The sequence below is a fragment of the Paraburkholderia susongensis genome (assembly GCF_900177725.1).
Lineage (GTDB): Bacteria > Pseudomonadota > Gammaproteobacteria > Burkholderiales > Burkholderiaceae > Paraburkholderia > Paraburkholderia susongensis.
The window spans coordinates 420,086-435,972 of record NZ_FXAT01000002.1; the positions used below are offsets into that span (position 1 = coordinate 420,086).

Sequence of the window (15,887 nt, forward strand, 5' to 3'; positions counted from 1 at the left end):
CGAACCGACGATCGACGCCGCGGGCAAATAAAAAAGCGCCCGCGATGCATGGCCCTTAACGGACATTCATACGTTCTCCCGCCCGCCTTTCCCGCGGCCGATTTACGTCAGCCGCAAACCTTCCGGCAGCGCAACAAAAATGCGCGGCGCGGCACGCGGATAGCGTTTGTCCACGTTTGTCCACGTATCCGCATGAAGACTCGCAAACAGCGCGTGTCTTCATGCGGGTATATACGCCGCGCATCGATTGCGGATGGATTAATTAATTTTCAAACGTATGACGAGACGATACGGACACGCGCCGCGCGTCAATCGGCGAGTGTTTGCGCCTGATCGTCGAGCCAGATCAGCGCGGCCATGCGGCCCGTGTCGCGGTCGCGGCGATACGAATAGAAACGCTCGCGTTGCGTGACCGCGCAAAGGTCGCCGCCGCTCACGCGCGTCACGCCGAGGCGCTGCAAGCGCAGGCGCGCAAGCGCCGGCAGATCGGCGAGATATTTGCCGGGATTCACCGGATGCGCAACGAACGCATTCGCCGTTGCGTCGCGTTGCCCGCCGTCCGCGCCGCTCAAGAACGCATCACGCACGTCAGGGCCGACTTCGAACGCGTCCGGGCCGATCGACGGTCCGAGGTACGCGTGCAATGCGCCCGTCTCCACGCCGGCTAACGCCGCGACACGCCGCGCGGTCTGCTCGACGATGCCGGCCGCGAGTCCGCGCCAGCCGGCGTGTGCGGCGCCGACCGCGCGGCCCGCTTCGTCGCACAACAGCACCGGCATGCAATCGGCAACCATCACGACGCACACGGTGCCCGCGCGATCGGTGACGCTCGCGTCGGCGCGCGCCGGCGTGCCCTCCGCCCGGGCCTGCGCGAGAACATCCTCGGCGCGCACGATGCCGGCGCCGTGAATCTGCTCGAGCCACGCGGCTTCGCGAACGCCGGCCAGTGCGAGCAGCCGTGCGCGGTTGCTCGCGACCGCGGCCGGATCGTCACCGGTTTTCATGCCCAGATTGAGGCCGCCGGGCTGGTCCGCGCCATCCCGCCAACGGCCGAACGGCGCGGCGCTCACGCCGCCGTTGCGTGTGGTCACGAGCGCGCGCACGCGCGGCGACACGTTCCATGCGGGTTGCACGACATCGGCAAAACCCAGTTCCGGCAAAGCTGTGCTCATGCGTGATCGTCCTTGTCGTGGTCGTGGTCGTGGTCGTGGTCGCGGTCGTGGTCGTCGCGGTCGTTGTTTGCGGCGTCAGCCTCGTCGTAATCGTGGTCGTCGCCATCACCGCCGTCGAGCGATGCGTCGTATTCCTCGTCCTCGTAGTACGTGTCGTCGAATTCGCCCGCGTCGTCGCGGCCGAGACCGAGCGCTTCGGATAGCGCCTCGATGTCGGCCGGCACGCCGGCGCGCCATTGCATCGAGCGGCCGGTCTTCGGATGGATCAGCCCAAGCCGCCACGCATGCAGCGCCTGGCGCGCGAAACCGTCCGGCAGCGGCGTGACCGAGCGCTTGCCGCGCGCGCGCCCATACACGGGATCGCCGAGCAGCGGATGGCCGACGTGTGCGCAATGCACGCGAATCTGGTGCGTGCGGCCGGTTTCGAGATCGCAGTGAATCGCCGTGACCGGCTGACGCTGCCAGATCGCCGAATCGACGCGCCGGAAATGCGTGCGCGCCGGTTTGCCCGCCGCGCCCGTCACCACCGCCATGCGCGTGCGCTCGCGCGGATCGCGTCCAATTGGCGCGTCGATCGTGCCTTCCTCGGGCATGTTGCCCCACACGAGCGCAAGATAGCGGCGCTTGACCGTGCGCGCCTGCAACTGGCGCACGAGGTCGGTCTGCGCTTCGAGCGTGCGCGCGACCACCATGAGCCCCGAGGTCTCCTTGTCGAGCCGGTGCACGATGCCCGCGCGCGGCAGGCCGGCCGCGGCCTCGCCATAGCGGTGCAGCAGGCCGTTCAGCACCGTGCCGCTCCAGTTGCCGGCCGCCGGATGCACGACCATGCCGGCCGGCTTGTTGATGACGACGAGCGTGTCGTCTTCGTAGACGATCTCGAGCGGCACCGGTTCGGGCGTGAAGGCGAGCTGCTCGGGCAGCAGATCGGGCACGAGTTCGATCGTGGCGCCCAGCGGCACCGGCTGGCGGATCTTCGCCGGCTTGCCGTCGACGCACACGCGCCCGGCCTCGATCCAGCTTTGCAGACGGCTGCGCGAAAACTCCGGAAACACTTTCGCGAGCACCTTGTCGAGGCGCTCGCCGGCGAGCTCGTCAGGCGCGACGACCGCGCGCGGGCTCTCGTCCGCTATGCGGTTCGGCACGATGGCCGCTGCGGCGCCGGTGGCCACCCCAGTGGCCGCCCCGGCCGCAGACGCCTGCGCGCCAGCCGCCACGGGCGTGTCGCCGCCGAAATCGTCGTCGAGGGAATCGGTGTCCAACGCGTCGGCGGGGTCGGCGCTTACGCTATAATCTTCGTTGCTATTCCCGGCGCCTGCGGTGCCTGGAGTATTTGAGCGGGTCATTGAGTCTGGGTCACCTGGACGTAAAGCTAGACTGGAAAATGCGAGCCTTGAACACCATCACTGAAGCGGCGCTCAATTTGGCGGCCATCAAGAAGGCGGCCCGGAAAGTGGCCGGATACGTTGCGTGCGCCGCGGCCGTCGTCGCTGTCGCGGCTTGCCACGGCCTGCCGGAGAAAACCGACGAAACGGCAACGTGGAATAACAACAAATTATATACGGAGGCGAACGACGCCTTGTCCGGTAATGACTGGGGCAAGTGCGCGAAGTACTTCGAAATGCTCGAGGGCCGCGACCCGTTCGGCCACTTCGCGCAGCAGGCGCAGATCAACGTCGCGTACTGCAACTGGAAAGACAACGAAAACGCCGCCGCCGACCAGGCCATCGACCGCTTCATCCAGCTGCACCCGGATCACCCGGACATCGCCTACGCGTACTACCTGAAGGGCATGATCCACTTCAACGACGACCTCGGTCTGTTCGGCCGCTTCTCCGGCCAGGACATGAGCGAGCGCGATCCCAAGTCGCTGCGCGAGTCGTATGACGCGTTCAAGATAGTGGTGGACCGCTTCCCGAACAGCAAGTACGCGCCGGACGCCGCGCAACGCATGCGCTACATCGTGAACGCGCTGGCGTCGCACGAGGTTCACGCGGCGGACTACTACTACCGGCGCGGCGCCTACGTCGCGGCGATCAACCGCGCGCAACTGGCGCTGCGCGAATACAAGAACGCACCGGCTATCGAAGACGCGCTGCACATCATGGTGCTGTCGTACGAGAAGCTGAACCAGCCGCAACTCGCCGACGACACGCGCCGCGTGCTTGCCGGCACCTTCCCGGACAGCCCGTACATCACGGGCCGCGCGCGGCCCGGCACGCAGAAGTCGTGGTGGCAGTTCTGAGCCGCGCCACGTACTGAAAATACTGAAAATTCAGCCTGAAATAAAAAAACGCCACGACCTCGAAATCGTGGCGTTTTTTTCACCTCCGCAGATCCGCGCTTTCGCGCATCGGCGCCGTTTCCGTTTACCCGAAACGCCCGCCGCTCAGCCGCAGGCGCCGCGCCCCACGCGTCAATCCCGCTCGAACAACGCAATCGACTCCACGTGCGACGTGTGCGGGAACATGTTCACGACACCTGCGCCCACGAGCCGGTAGCCGGCCTCGTGCACGAGCAGGCCCGCATCGCGCGCGAGCGTCGCCGGCGCGCACGACACGTAGACGATACGCTTCGGCAGCGGCCCGTCGCCGCTCTGCGCGATCTCCGCCAGCGCCTTCGCGACCGCGAGCGCGCCTTCGCGCGGCGGGTCGATCAGGAACTTGTCGAAGTGACCGAGCGCGCGCATGTCGTCGGCGGTGACTTCGAACAGATTGCGGCACGCGAACGACGTATGAGCGGCGACGCCATTTAACCCGGCGTTCTCGAGCGCACGCCCGGTTAGCACCTCGCTGCCCTCGATGCCGACCACTTCCCGCGACACCCGCGCGAGCGGCAGCGTGAAGTTGCCGATCCCGCAGAACAGATCGAGCACGCGGTCCGTGCGCGCCGGCGCGAGCAGGCGCAGCGCGCGGCTCACCAGCACGCGGTTGATCGCGTGATTGACCTGCGTGAAGTCGGTCGGCTTGAACGGCATGCGGATGCCGTATTCCGGCAGCGTGTAATCGAGTTGCACGTCGAGCGGATAGAACGGCGTAACCGTGTCTGGGCCACCCGGCTGCAACCAGAACTGCACCTTGTGCTCGTCCGCGAAATCGCGCAGCACCTGTTCGTCCGCGGCGGTGAGCGGCTCGAGGTTGCGTATGACGAGCGCCGTGACCGAGGAGCCGACTGCGAGCTCGATCTGCGGCATGCGGTCGTAGATCGACAGCTTGCGCACCATGAAGCGCAGCGGCATCAACATCGCCGACACATGCGGCGGCAGCACTTCGCAGGTTTTCATGTCCGCGATATAGCTGCTCTTCTTCTCGTGAAAACCGATTCGCATGCCGCCGCGCTCCGGCAGATAACGCACCGCGAGACGCGCGCGATAGCGATAGCCCCAGGACGGCCCGTGAATCGGCCGGAACACCGTTTCGGGGCGCAGCTTCGCGAGACGCTGCAGATTGTCCTCGAGCACGCGCTGCTTGACCGCGATCTGTGCGCGCATGTCGAGATGCTGCATCGAGCAGCCCCCGCAGATATCGAAGTAGCTGCATTTCGGCGTGGTGCGGATCACGCTTTCGCGGAACACCTGCACGACTTCGGCCTGCTCGAATTTCGGCTTGCTGCGATGCGTCGTATAGCTGACGCGCTCGCCCGGCAACGCGCCTTCGACGAAGATCACCTTGCCTGGCGTGCCGTCTTCATTTTCGATGCGGCCCACGCCGCGTGCTTCCATGTCGAGCGAAACGATTTCGATGACCGGTTCGTTACCGGTAATGACGAGCGCGGACGCCGGGGCGGGCGCCTTGGAATGCTTCGATGAACGCCGCGGCGAGCGACGATGGGGGGCAGTTCGGGACACCTGCGACTTCCTGACAGACTGTGGGGAAAGGCGAGATTGTAGACGAAGCGCCGGGCCTACCTGCGATCGGAAGCGGCGCGGCCGCGCGCGCCGGAGAAATTACCGCTCGAATTACCGCTTGAATGACCGCGCAAACACAGCGCGCACATTCAGTGCGCAGGGCCGGCGCGTCAACTTACTGCTCGAACGCCGCCAGATACTCGGCCCACTGCGGGGCGGTTTCGAGCGCGAGCGCGTTCTTGACGAGGTTGATCTCGTCAGCATACTCCGACGGCGAAAACCCGCCGCGCATCAACTGGAAGCGGCAATACAGCAGGTACGTGTTGACGACGTCGGTCTCGCAGTAATTGCGGATTTCCTCGATGCGCCCTTGCTGGAACGCCTGCCACACCTGGCTGCCGTCCATGCCCATCTTGCCCGGAAAACCGCACATTTTCGCGAGCGCGTCGAGCGGCGCGTTGGCGCGTGCCTGGTACATGGCGAGCACGTCCATGAGGTCCGTGTGGCGCGCGTGATAGCGGCTGATGTAGTTGTTCCACTTGAACTCGCGGTCGTCCTCGCCGACGTCCCAGAACCGGTAGGCGGGAATGCCATTGACGAGCGCGCGGTAGTTGAGCACCGGCAGATCGAAACCGCCGCCGTTCCACGACACGATCTGCGGCGTGTACTTCTCGATCACGCGATAAAACGACTGCACGAGCACCGCTTCGCCGTCCTGCGGCGTGCCGAGCGAGCGCACGCGAAAACCGTTGTTGTCGCGAAACACGCAGGAAATTGCCGCGACCCGTTGCAGGTGATGCGGCAGGAAATCGCTGCCGGTTTTTTCGCGGCGCGCGGCGAACGCATGTTCGGCGACTTCGGCGTCGCTCATCGACGCGGGCAAATCTTCAAGGCGGCGAATACCGGCGACATCGGGAATCGTCTCGATGTCGAAAACAAGAATCGGTGTCATCAGATTACAGAACGGCGTCTTTGCGGACACCGTTGGAGGCGAAGAAGCGCTTTAGCCGCACCAGCGCTTCCTGTTGGATCTGGCGCACACGCTCGCGCGTGAGGCCCATTTCGTCGGCCAGTTCCTCGAGCGTGGCGGGCTCGATGTGATTCAGGCCGAAGCGGCGTTCGATCACATGACGGTGCTTGTCCGACAGACGCGCGAGCCACGCGCGCGTGAGCGTTTCGAGTTCGCGATGCTGCACCTCGGCATCGGGCGACTGGCTCTGATCGTCGGACAGCAGATCGAGCAGGCTGCTCGCCGGGTCGAGATCGAGCGGCGCGTCGAGCGAGGCCGTGTGCTCGTTCAGCGCAAGGATGTCGGTGACTTCGTCGGTGGTCTTGCCGGTCAGATAGGCGATGTCGTCGATGCTCGCGTCGCGCCGCTCGGCGGCCTCGCCGGAATTCATCGAGTTCTTTTCCAGATGGCGCTTCGCGCGCAACACCTGGTTGAGCTCGCGAATCACGTGCACGGGCAAGCGCACCGTGCGCGCCTGATTCATGATCGCGCGCTCGATGCTCTGGCGGATCCACCACGTCGCGTAAGTCGAGAAACGGAAGCCGCGCGTCGGGTCGAATTTTTCGATCGCGTGCATGAGGCCGAGGTTGCCCTCCTCGATCAGATCGAGCAGCGGCACGCCGCGATTCAGATAACCTTTCGCAATACTGACCACGAGCCGCAGATTGCGCTCGATCATCACCTGCCGCGCCTCGAACTCCCCCGCCTTGGCAAGGCGCGAATACTTCTGCTCTTCCTCGACGGTGAGGAGCGGCTTCACGCTGATGCGATTCAGGTAGTGCTGGATTGTGTCGGCCGTGAGTTCGGCCTGCAGGAGCGCGCGGAAATCGTCGGCGTCGGGCACCGCTTCGCTCGCCGAGCCTTCGCGCGTGTCGGCGCCCTCGCTGTCGTCGAGCTCGCGCTCTTCCACGACCTCGTCTTCCACTTCCGAAGCGCCGCTTTCGTCCACTGCGGCGGACGTGACTTGGCTGGTCGTCTCAGACTCGGCTTGCGGCGGGCGGCGCTTCGATTTCGGCATGGTCGTATCGCTTATTGCGGCGGCAAATACTTCAGTGGGTCGACAGGTTTGCCCTGCCGGCGAACTTCGAAATGCAACATCACGCGGTCGGAATCGCTATTGCCCATCTCGGCGATCTTCTGCCCTTTTGTTACCGCGTCCCCCTCTTTTACCATCAAAGTACGGTTGTGTGCATACGCGGTGAGATAAGTTGCATCATGCTTGATGATAATGAGATTGCCGTAACCACGCAGCCCATTTCCGGCGTAGACGACGCGGCCGTCGGCGGAGGCTTTCACCGGATCGCCCGCGGCGCCGCCGATGTTGACACCTTTGTTTGTCGAATCATTAAACGTGTTGAGCAGCGGGCCGCGCACCGGCCATGCGAACGCGATGTTGCCCGCCGCGGCGCCGCCCGTATCGCTTGCCGCACCCGCGGTGGCGGGCGGTATTGCCGCCGCGCCGTTCGGGGTCGCGCCGTTCGGAGCCGCACCGTTGGTGGCCGCGCCATAGAGCGGCGGCATCGCGGCGCCGACCGCGGCCGGCGCGTTGTTGAGCGGCGCGCTTTGCACCGCCCCGCCATTGCCGATCGGCGCAGTCGCCACGCCCGGCGTCATTGCAGCGGTATTCGCACCGGGCGGCACGACGCGCAGCAACTGATCGACCTCGATCTGGTTCGGGTTGGTCAGATTGTTCCACGTCGAAATGTCGCGGTAATTCTGGCCATTCTCGAGCGCAATCCGGTACAGCGTGTCGCCCGGCTTCACACGATAGTAGCCGGGCGGCGGCGGGCCGAGCGGCACGGCCGGCTGCGCCGCGCCCTGCCCCGTGGCGAGCGTGCCGCCGCTGGAGAGGTCAACGACGGGCGCCTGGTCGAGCCGGGAGGCACACGCCGTCATCAACAGGGACAAGGCAAGCACGCACACGCTGCGCTGGGTTACGGTCATGGGGGAATTCGGGGTGGTTCTCTGCATCGCGCGCAACATACTCATCGGTGTCAAATCACTCCGGATTTTAAGGGTACAAAGAAAACGCGATCAAGCTGCGCCTCGCGCCACTGTGCGGGCCCGAGGCGCTCGACCAGCGTCAGCACCTGGCTTTGTCCTTCCTGCGAGCCGACCGGCGCAACCAGACGCCCGCCGATCGCGAGCTGTTCGAGCAGCGCCTGCGGCACGTCGAGCCCCGCGGCGGCAATCACGATCGCGTCGAACGGCGCCGCCGACGGCAAGCCGAGCCGCCCGTCGCCGTAATGCAGCCGGATATTCGGAATGCGCAGCGGACGCAGATTCGTCTTCGCGCGTTCGGACAGCGGCTTGATGCGTTCGATCGAATAAACCTCGCGCGCGACCCGGCTCAGCACCGCCGCCTGATAGCCGCAACCGGTGCCGATTTCGAGCACGTTGTTCAGCGCGCGTCCGGCCGCCGCCAGCTCGATCATCCGCGCGACTACCGAGGGCTTGGAGATCGTCTGGTGATGGCCGATCGGCAGCGCGGCATCTTCGTACGCCTGGGCCGCGAGACCCGGGTCGACGAACATGTGGCGCGGCACCGCCGCCATCGCGTTCAGCACGCGCTGATCGGTCACGCCGTTGGCACGCAGGCGTTCGACCATCCGTTCGCGAACCCGTTCCGAGGTCAGCGCCAATGCGCCGCCCGGCGCGCCGCTCATTGCGCTACCGAGTGCGCCACTGAGCGCGCCGCCCAATGCGCCGCTCGTTACGCCATTCGATGCGCCATTGAACGCGGCGTTCGGTGCGGCACTGCGATCGCCGGCGCGCGGCGCCGATTTCGCGCTCTGCCGCGGCTGCGTTTGCGACGACGCGGCGCGCGCGCTCTGCCCGGGCGCGTGCGCCGCCGATCTGGCCGGTTTGACAGGCGGCTTCACCGCTTGCTTGACGGACTGCCGCCCCGAACCGGCGGCCGGCGCATTCACCAATGCCCGCGCAACCGGCGCGGCCTGCGGTTTCGGCGGCAGCACACCCGGCAAACCGCCTGACGAGCCCGCCGATCCGCTCTGCGCCTTCGCCTGGGGAATCACCTGGAAGCGGGCCGCCGACGCGTTCTGCGCGGACGCGGGCGGCTTCGTCTGGGCCCGCGCCGCCGAACCGCCCGTCGTCTGCTTCGCCGGCTGCTGGCGTGCATTGAGCGCCGCGCTTGCCGCAATCGCGGCCGCGCGCATTTCGCCTGGACGCCCTTCGGGCCGGCGCGGTTCGCGCACCAGATCCTCGAGGCCGAGCGGAAAGCGCCTCGTGCGCTCGCTGGTCATGAAGCGCTGCTGCCGGCGCGCAGCCAGTCGCGCGCCGCGGGCAGCATTTGCGTATGGGTCAGATCGAGCTGCAGCGGCGTGATCGACACGGCGCCGTTGGCGACCGCGTGAAAATCGGTGCCTTCGCTCGCGTCGCGCGCGCCGCCCGCCGCGCCGATCCAGTAGATCGGCTCGCCGCGCGGATTGGTCTGGCGGATCACCGGCTGCGACGGATGCCGTTTGCCGAGCCGCGTGATCTGCCAGCCGCGCAACTCTTCGTACGGCAAGTTAGGAATATTGACGTTCAGCAGCGGATGCCCCGGCAACGGCCGCTCGAGATAATGCGCGACGATTTCTGCGGCGACGCGGGCCGCATCTTCGAGATGTACCCAGTCCTTGTCGACGAGCGAAAACGCGATGGCCGGCACGCCGAACATGATGCCTTCGGTGGCGGCCGCGACGGTGCCCGAGTACAGTGTGTCGTCGCCCATGTTCTGGCCGTTGTTGATGCCTGACACCACGAGATCCGGCGTATGGTCGAGCATGCCGGTCAGCGCGATGTGCACCGAGTCGGTCGGCGTGCCGTTCACGTAGTAGAAACCGTTGGCCGAACGCAGAACCGAAAGCGGTCGCCACAGCGTCAGGGAGTTCGACGCGGCGCTGCAATTCTGCTCGGGCGCCATCACGGTGACGTCCGCGATCGGCTTGAGCGCTTCATGAAGCGCGGCCAGGCCCGGCGCCAGATAACCGTCGTCATTGCTGAGTAGGATTCGCATGCGGCGATTGTAACCGAGGAAAGATGGCACGCGAACGACATGGCCGGCGCGCTTGCGTAGCAGACCAAACGCGCATGCGGACACTCATGCGGGAACTGATCTGGGCACCGATGCGGGCACGTGTTTTTCGAGCGTGCGGAGGCTGCGCGGGCGTGTTTCATGCAACCGCACCGCGATAAATCGCACGGTCGTGCGGATTGATTTACACTCAAAATCGTTGCAAAACCTAACCGAGATGGAGACACGATGCGTGCGATTCGCTGCAAACAATACGGGCCACCCGAGAGCCTCACCGTCGACAACCTGCCGGACCTCGAACCGCCGCCCGGCCACGTCGTGATCGACGTCAAGGCGGCCGCCGTCAATTTCCCCGACGTGCTGATCATCGAGAACAAATATCAGTTCAAGCCGCCGCTGCCGTTCACGCCGGGCTCGGAAGCCGCGGGCGTCGTGCGCGCAGTGGGCGAAGGCGTCACGCACCTCAGGCCGGGTTCGCGCGTGGCCGCGTTCACCGGCTCGGGCGGCTTCGCCGAACAGGCGCTCGCGCCCGCCGCGGCCTGCGTGCCGCTCGAGGACGACGTGCCGTTCGAACTCGCGGCGGCCTTCACGCTCGCGTACGGCACCTCGCATCACGCCGTGGTCGATCGCGGCGCGTTGCAGCCCGGCGAGACGATGCTCGTGCTCGGCGCGGCCGGCGGCGTCGGGCTCGCAGCGGTGGAGATCGGCAAGGCGCTCGGCGCGCGCGTGATCGCGGCGGCATCGAGCGACGAAAAGCTCGCGACCTGCGTCGAGCATGGCGCGGATGCCACGATCAACTACGCCACCGAGGATCTGCGCGAGCGCATCAAGGCGCTCACCGACGGCAAGGGCCCGGACGTGATCTACGACCCGGTCGGCGGCGTTTATGCGGAGCCGGCGTTTCGCAGCATCGGCTGGCGCGGGCGCTATCTCGTCGTCGGCTTCGCGAACGGCGAGATTCCGAAGCTGCCGCTCAATCTGATGCTGCTCAAGGGCGCGAGCGTGGTCGGCGTGTTCTGGGGCGACTTTGCCAGGCGCGAGCCGCAGCGCAATCACGCGGCGTTCGAGCAGATGACCGGCTGGATTCGCGAGGGCAAGCTCAAGCCCTACGTGTCGGCCCGCTATTCGCTCGACGACACCGGCCGCGCGCTGCGCGACATGGCCGAGCGGCGCGTGATCGGCAAGGTGGTGATTACGCCGTAACGCGAAACGAAAAACGGCGCGGAGTCTGAAAGCTGTTTTCAGATTCCGCGCCGTTTGTTTTTCTGCGGCCGTTGTGCGTGTTTCCTTTCGCCTCGTCCTTCCGCGCATCTTTACCGCCGTGCGCGCGCTTCAGCGCCCTCTACCCCTCGCCCGCCTGCTTCGCACTCACAGCTTCTCGACATCTCCCGTGCGCGGCTGCCACTTCATCAGCCTGCGCTCCGCGAGCCCGACGATCGCATCGAGAATCAGCGCGAACGCGGTCAGCACCAGAATCCCCGCGAATACGGTGTTGATGTCGAACGTGCCTTCGGCCTGCAGGATCAGATAACCGACGCCACGCGCAGAACCGAGATACTCGCCCACCACCGAGCCCACGAACGCAAGCCCGACCGACGTATGCAGGCTCGAAAACACCCAGCTCATCGCGCTCGGCAGATAGACGAAGCGCAGCAGCTGCTTGCGGTTCGCGCCGAGCATGCGCGCGTTCGCGAGCACGACCGGGCTGACTTCCTTCACGCCCTGATAGACGTTGAAGAACACAATAAAGAACACGAGCGTGACGCCGAGCGCCACCTTCGACCAGATCCCGAGCCCGAACCACACGCCGAAGATCGGCGCGAGAATCACGCGCGGCATCGAGTTCGCGGCCTTCACGTACGGATCGAAGAGCGCGCTCGCCACCGGCGCGAGCGCGAGCCACAGACCGACGCCGAGCCCGATCGCGGTGCCGAGCACGAACGCGAGCACGGTCTCGACGAGCGTGATCCACAGGTGCAGATAGATTTCGCCGCCCGTGAACCACTCCCAGATCCGCTGCAGCACTTTCTGCGGTTCGCCGAAGAAGAAAGCGGCTTTGTTCGGATCGTCGAAATAGAACGGCGGCAGGAGCGTCGGGCTCGTCAGCACATACCAGAGCACGAAGCACAGCACGAGCAGCAGCCATTGCCAGATCACCAGATTCGCCCGGCTCGGGCGCAACGTCTTCCACATGACTTGGTTTGCCTTGGATTGATGGACGCGTCTTCCTGTTTTCCTGCTCATGCGCCCGCACGCACGCGGGCGCGGCGCAACCAGCGCAGTCGGCGCGCGTTAAACAGCGGTCAGTTGCTGCCGATAACCCTTGAGCACTTCATCGCGCAACACGCTCCAGATCTGCGCATGCAACTCGACGAAACGCGGATGCGCGCGAATTTCGGCAACGTCGCGCGGACGCGGCAGATCGATCCTGAATTCGCCGATAGGATGCGTGCCCGGCCCCGCCGACAGCACCACGACCCGGTCCGACATCGCGATCGCTTCGTCGAGATCGTGCGTGATGAAGAGCACCGCCTTGCGCTTCGCGGCCCACAGCTCGAGCAGCTCGTTTTCCATGAGCTGGCGCGTCTGAATATCCAGCGCGGAAAACGGCTCGTCCATCAGGATGATGTCGGGGTCGAGAATCAGCGTCTGCGCCATCGCGACGCGCTTGCGCATGCCGCCCGAGAGCTGATGCGGATAGCGGTCGCCGAAACCGCCTAGGCCGACGCGCTTCAACCATTCGTCGGCTTGCGCGCGCGCTTCGGCAGGCGGCACGCCGTGAAACGACAGACCGGCCATCACGTTGTCGATGGCCGAGCGCCACGGCATCAGCGCATCGGCCTGGAACATGTAGCCCGCGCGCCGGTTCAGGGCGTTCAGCGGCTCGCCGAACACGCTGACCGTGCCCGCCGACGGTTGCAGCAGTCCCGCGCCGATGTTCAGCAGCGTGGACTTGCCGCAGCCGGTCGGACCGACCACCGAGACGAACTCGCCCGGCTCGATGCGCAGCGTGGTGTCCTTGACCGCTGTGTAGCGCTGCGCGCGATTGTCGCGCGCGGCGAACGTGCAGGTGATGTTTTCGAGCGCCAGGGCGGCAACGGTCATCGTTCGGCTCGCTTCGGAGATCGGGTTCGAGTTTCGGGGGGGAAAGGTCGCAGGGCGGGCGCTGAGGCGGACGCGGCGAGTCGTCCTGCCCGCGCCGCTCCCGATGCGCTTGCGCGCCGCTTCGTTTATGCCTTGACGGTTGCCAGCGCCTTCTTCACGAAGTCGTTGGTCCACGTCTTCGATAGATCGATCTGCGCGTTCTGCACGACCGGATCGAACGCCTTCAGCGTCTTCAGCGACGTCGCGGGACCGTCGGCGGGCATCAGGCCGTCGGGCGACATCGCTTCACGCACGTGCTGCCATGCATCGAGATACAGCGCGCGGTCGCCGAGCAGGTAGCTCTCCGGCACCGTGTTGATGAGTTCGCTGCCGCCCGCCGATTGCAGCCACTTGAGTGCGCGCACCATCGCATTGGTGAGCGCCTGCGTGGTGTTCGGGTTCTTCGTGATGAACGCCTGCGACGCGTACAGACAGCCCGCCGGCATGTCGCCGCCGAACACGCTGTGCGTATCGGCGAGCGTGCGCGTATCCGAGACGACGCGCACGTCGCCCGCGCGCTCGAGGCGCGTGACGACCGGATCGAGATTGGCGATCGCGTCGATCTGCCCGGACTGCAACGCGGCAATCGCACCCGCGCCCGCACCCACGCCGATGAACGCAACGTCTTTCGGACTGAGCCCCGCTTTCGCGAGCACGAAGCTCGCCATGATCGACGTCGACGAACCCGGCGCGGTGACGCCGATCTTCTTGCCCTTCAGATCGGCGATCGACTTGTAGTTCGGCATCGTCTTCTTCGAGACCGCGAGCACGATCTGCGGCGCGCGCCCCTGCAGCACGAATTCGCGGAAATACTGCTTTTGCGCCTGCAACAGCAGCGTGTGCTCGAATGCGCCGGAGACCACGTCCGCACTGCCGCCGACCGCCGCCTTGAGCGCCTGCGAGCCGCCGGCGAAATCCGAGATCTCGACCTCGAGCCCTTCGTCCTTGAAGTAGTTGCGGCGCTCGGCAATCGTGAGCGGCAGGTAGTAGAACAGATTCTTGCCGCCGACCGCGATCGCCACCTTGGCGGTTTCAGGTTTGCCCTGCGCGAAAGCGAGCGGCGTGGCGGCGAGCGTGGCGCCCGCGAGCGCGACGCCGCCGGCAAGGAAGGTTCTGCGTTGCATGGTCTGTAGTCTCCAGATTTTTGTTGTCCGGTTTTTTGCGGCGCCGGTCTTTGTGTCGGTCGTTGTGTCGGTCTCTTTGTGTCGCTTTTCGTACCGTTCTTTACACCGTTCCGTGCGCCGTTTTTTGCACTGCTTTTTGCGCTGTTTTTCGCACTGTCTTTCGCACTGCTCCGTGGCGTGCGCGTCAGACTATCTGTTGCGCGTGCAGCCTTGCAATGTCGTCAGCATCATAACCTAGCGATTGCAGGACTTCATCGGTATGTTCACCCAGTTCGGGGCCGAGCCAGCGCGTCTCGCCGGGCGTCGCGGAGAGCTTCGGCGTGACCGCCGGCAGCGTGATCTCGCGGCCGTCCTGCCACTTGAAGCGCTGGATCATCTGCCGCGCGATGAACTGCGGATCGGTGAACATGTCCGCCACGCTATAGATGCGGCCCACCGGCACGTCGGCCGCGTTGAGCACGGCGAGCGCTTCATCGATCGTGCGCGTGGCAAGCCATGCGGCGATCGCGGCGTCGATTTCCCGCGTGCGGGGCACACGTCCGTCGTTGTGCGTGAGCGCCGGGTCGTTCGCGAGATCGTCGCGTTCGATCGCGATCATCAGGCGCTTGAAAATCGGATCGCTATTGCCGCCGATCACGATGCTGCCGTCGCGGCACGGATACGTGTTCGACGGCACGATGCCCGGCAGCGACGCGCCGGTGCGCTCGCGCACCATGCCGTACACGCCGTATTCGGGCACCACGCTTTCCATCATGTTGAAGACGGCCTCGTACAGCGCGACGTCGACGACCTGCCCTTTGCCGCCGTTCACCTGTTTGTGATGCAGCGCCATCAGCGCGCCGATCACGCCGTGCAGCGCCGCGATCGAATCGCCGATCGAAATGCCGATGCGCGGTGGCGGCAAATCCGGATAGCCGGTGATATGACGCAGGCCGCCCATCGACTCGGCGATCGCGCCGAAGCCGGGCCGGTCGCGATACGGACCCGTCTGCCCGTAGCCGGACAGACGCACCATCACGAGGCCGGGGTTTTCAGCGGACAGCACGTCGTAGCCGAGGCCGAGCTTTTCGAGCAGCCCGGGGCGGAAATTCTCGACGACGATATCGGCCTCTTTCGCGAGGCGCCGCACGATCTCCTTGCCCTCTTCGGCTTTGAGGTTGATCGTGACGGACTTCTTGTTGCGCGCCTGCACGGCCCACCACAGCGAGGTGCCGCCGACTTCCGGATACAGCTTGCGCCACTTGCGCAGCGGATCGCCGCCCTTGGGGTCTTCGATCTTGATGACCTCGGCGCCGAATTCACCAAGAAAACGCGCGGCGAACGGACCGGCGATCAGCGTGCCGAGTTCGAGCACCTTGACGCCGGCGAGCGGGCCGGGGTTCGCGCTTTGAGTTTGGCTTTGGGTTTGACCTTGAGTTTGGCCTCGGGTTTGACCTCGGGTTTGACCTGGATCCTGGCCTTCGCGTCGAGGCGCGTTGCTCGTGCCTGATTCGGGGATGGCGCTCATGGGTCTCCTTATCTTCGATTTGCTTCAAACTTCCACGACGAGCGAGCCGTA

Annotated in this window: 14 protein-coding genes; 2 read left to right on the plus strand and 12 right to left on the minus strand. The window is 65.6% G+C overall.

The window, feature by feature from the left end:
* Positions 1-308: 308 nt before the first annotated feature.
* Both pgeF and B9Z01_RS07000 read right to left on the minus strand, forming a co-directional pair.
* Complete coding sequence (pgeF, locus tag B9Z01_RS06995) at positions 309-1,172, minus strand: peptidoglycan editing factor PgeF (protein WP_085481517.1); 864 nt, start codon at positions 1,170-1,172, stop codon at positions 309-311.
* Positions 1,169-2,515: an RluA family pseudouridine synthase gene (locus B9Z01_RS07000; protein WP_085481518.1), complete on the minus strand. Its 1,347-nt coding sequence runs from the start codon at positions 2,513-2,515 to the stop codon at positions 1,169-1,171. The genes pgeF and B9Z01_RS07000 overlap by 4 nt, the downstream gene beginning before the upstream one ends.
* Positions 2,516-2,553: 38 nt before the next feature.
* On the opposite strand from B9Z01_RS07000, the gene B9Z01_RS07005 reads away from it, so the two are divergent.
* Positions 2,554-3,414 carry an outer membrane protein assembly factor BamD gene (locus B9Z01_RS07005; RefSeq protein ID WP_085481519.1) on the plus strand — a complete coding sequence of 287 codons (861 nt, stop codon included), beginning with the start codon at positions 2,554-2,556 and terminating at the stop codon, positions 3,412-3,414.
* 171 nt (positions 3,415-3,585) lie between these two features.
* On the opposite strand, the gene rlmD is transcribed toward B9Z01_RS07005, so the two are convergent.
* From rlmD to surE, 6 genes are all read right to left on the minus strand, one after another.
* Positions 3,586-5,016 (minus strand): 23S rRNA (uracil(1939)-C(5))-methyltransferase RlmD, encoded by a 1,431-nt coding sequence (gene rlmD, locus B9Z01_RS07010; RefSeq protein WP_085481520.1) that lies wholly within the window; start codon positions 5,014-5,016, stop codon positions 3,586-3,588.
* A gap of 175 nt (positions 5,017-5,191) precedes the next feature.
* Positions 5,192-5,968, minus strand: a complete 777-nt coding sequence (locus B9Z01_RS07015) for a 3'-5' exonuclease (RefSeq protein ID WP_085481521.1) — start codon at positions 5,966-5,968, stop codon at positions 5,192-5,194.
* A gap of 4 nt (positions 5,969-5,972) precedes the next feature.
* Entirely contained in the window at positions 5,973-7,043 is a 1,071-nt protein-coding gene (rpoS, locus tag B9Z01_RS07020; protein WP_085481522.1) for an RNA polymerase sigma factor RpoS, read from the minus strand.
* Positions 7,044-7,054: 11 nt separating this feature from the next.
* Positions 7,055-8,014, minus strand: coding sequence for a peptidoglycan DD-metalloendopeptidase family protein (locus tag B9Z01_RS07025; protein WP_085481523.1), 960 nt, complete (start codon positions 8,012-8,014; stop codon positions 7,055-7,057).
* A 5-nt stretch (positions 8,015-8,019) separates the two neighbouring features.
* On the minus strand, positions 8,020-9,288 hold the full coding sequence (locus B9Z01_RS07030; protein WP_085481524.1) for a protein-L-isoaspartate(D-aspartate) O-methyltransferase: 1,269 nt from the start codon (positions 9,286-9,288) through the stop codon (positions 8,020-8,022).
* Positions 9,285-10,043, minus strand: a complete 759-nt coding sequence (gene surE / locus B9Z01_RS07035) for a 5'/3'-nucleotidase SurE (RefSeq protein ID WP_085482057.1) — start codon at positions 10,041-10,043, stop codon at positions 9,285-9,287. Before surE ends, B9Z01_RS07030 begins: the two co-directional genes overlap by 4 nt.
* Before the next feature lie 246 nt (positions 10,044-10,289).
* Here surE and B9Z01_RS07040 point away from each other — a divergent pair, with 246 nt between their 5' ends.
* Positions 10,290-11,264: an NADPH:quinone oxidoreductase family protein gene (locus tag B9Z01_RS07040; RefSeq protein WP_085481525.1), complete on the plus strand. Its 975-nt coding sequence runs from the start codon at positions 10,290-10,292 to the stop codon at positions 11,262-11,264.
* Positions 11,265-11,429: 165 nt separating this feature from the next.
* Here the strand turns inward: B9Z01_RS07040 and B9Z01_RS07045 are convergent, their stop codons facing one another.
* From B9Z01_RS07045 to B9Z01_RS07060, 4 genes are all read right to left on the minus strand, one after another.
* A complete protein-coding gene (locus B9Z01_RS07045) occupies positions 11,430-12,254 on the minus strand; it encodes an ABC transporter permease (protein ID WP_085481526.1) in 825 nt (274 codons plus the stop codon).
* A gap of 99 nt (positions 12,255-12,353) precedes the next feature.
* Positions 12,354-13,166: an ABC transporter ATP-binding protein gene (locus tag B9Z01_RS07050; protein WP_085481527.1), complete on the minus strand. Its 813-nt coding sequence runs from the start codon at positions 13,164-13,166 to the stop codon at positions 12,354-12,356.
* Positions 13,167-13,291: 125 nt separating this feature from the next.
* Positions 13,292-14,329, minus strand: a complete 1,038-nt coding sequence (locus B9Z01_RS07055) for an ABC transporter substrate-binding protein (RefSeq protein ID WP_085481528.1) — start codon at positions 14,327-14,329, stop codon at positions 13,292-13,294.
* Between the two features lie 184 nt (positions 14,330-14,513).
* Entirely contained in the window at positions 14,514-15,836 is a 1,323-nt protein-coding gene (locus B9Z01_RS07060; protein ID WP_085481529.1) for a CaiB/BaiF CoA transferase family protein, read from the minus strand.
* Positions 15,837-15,887 lie beyond the last annotated feature (51 nt).

What these genes read in the sequence shown, in the direction of transcription:
- pgeF (WP_085481517.1), bottom strand. Translation starts at nt 1,172, where the DNA reads ATGAGCACAGCTTTGCCGGAACTGGGTTTTGCCGATGTCGTGCAACCC.
- B9Z01_RS07000 (WP_085481518.1), bottom strand. Translation starts at nt 2,515, where the DNA reads ATGACCCGCTCAAATACTCCAGGCACCGCAGGCGCCGGGAATAGCAAC.
- B9Z01_RS07005 (WP_085481519.1), top strand. Translation starts at nt 2,554, where the DNA reads ATGCGAGCCTTGAACACCATCACTGAAGCGGCGCTCAATTTGGCGGCC.
- B9Z01_RS07015 (WP_085481521.1), bottom strand. Translation starts at nt 5,968, where the DNA reads ATGACACCGATTCTTGTTTTCGACATCGAGACGATTCCCGATGTCGCC.
- rpoS (WP_085481522.1), bottom strand. Translation starts at nt 7,043, where the DNA reads ATGCCGAAATCGAAGCGCCGCCCGCCGCAAGCCGAGTCTGAGACGACC.
- B9Z01_RS07025 (WP_085481523.1), bottom strand. Translation starts at nt 8,014, where the DNA reads ATGAGTATGTTGCGCGCGATGCAGAGAACCACCCCGAATTCCCCCATG.
- B9Z01_RS07030 (WP_085481524.1), bottom strand. Translation starts at nt 9,288, where the DNA reads ATGACCAGCGAGCGCACGAGGCGCTTTCCGCTCGGCCTCGAGGATCTG.
- surE (WP_085482057.1), bottom strand. Translation starts at nt 10,043, where the DNA reads ATGCGAATCCTACTCAGCAATGACGACGGTTATCTGGCGCCGGGCCTG.
- B9Z01_RS07040 (WP_085481525.1), top strand. Translation starts at nt 10,290, where the DNA reads ATGCGTGCGATTCGCTGCAAACAATACGGGCCACCCGAGAGCCTCACC.
- B9Z01_RS07045 (WP_085481526.1), bottom strand. Translation starts at nt 12,254, where the DNA reads ATGTGGAAGACGTTGCGCCCGAGCCGGGCGAATCTGGTGATCTGGCAA.
- B9Z01_RS07050 (WP_085481527.1), bottom strand. Translation starts at nt 13,166, where the DNA reads ATGACCGTTGCCGCCCTGGCGCTCGAAAACATCACCTGCACGTTCGCC.
- B9Z01_RS07055 (WP_085481528.1), bottom strand. Translation starts at nt 14,329, where the DNA reads ATGCAACGCAGAACCTTCCTTGCCGGCGGCGTCGCGCTCGCGGGCGCC.
- B9Z01_RS07060 (WP_085481529.1), bottom strand. Translation starts at nt 15,836, where the DNA reads ATGAGCGCCATCCCCGAATCAGGCACGAGCAACGCGCCTCGACGCGAA.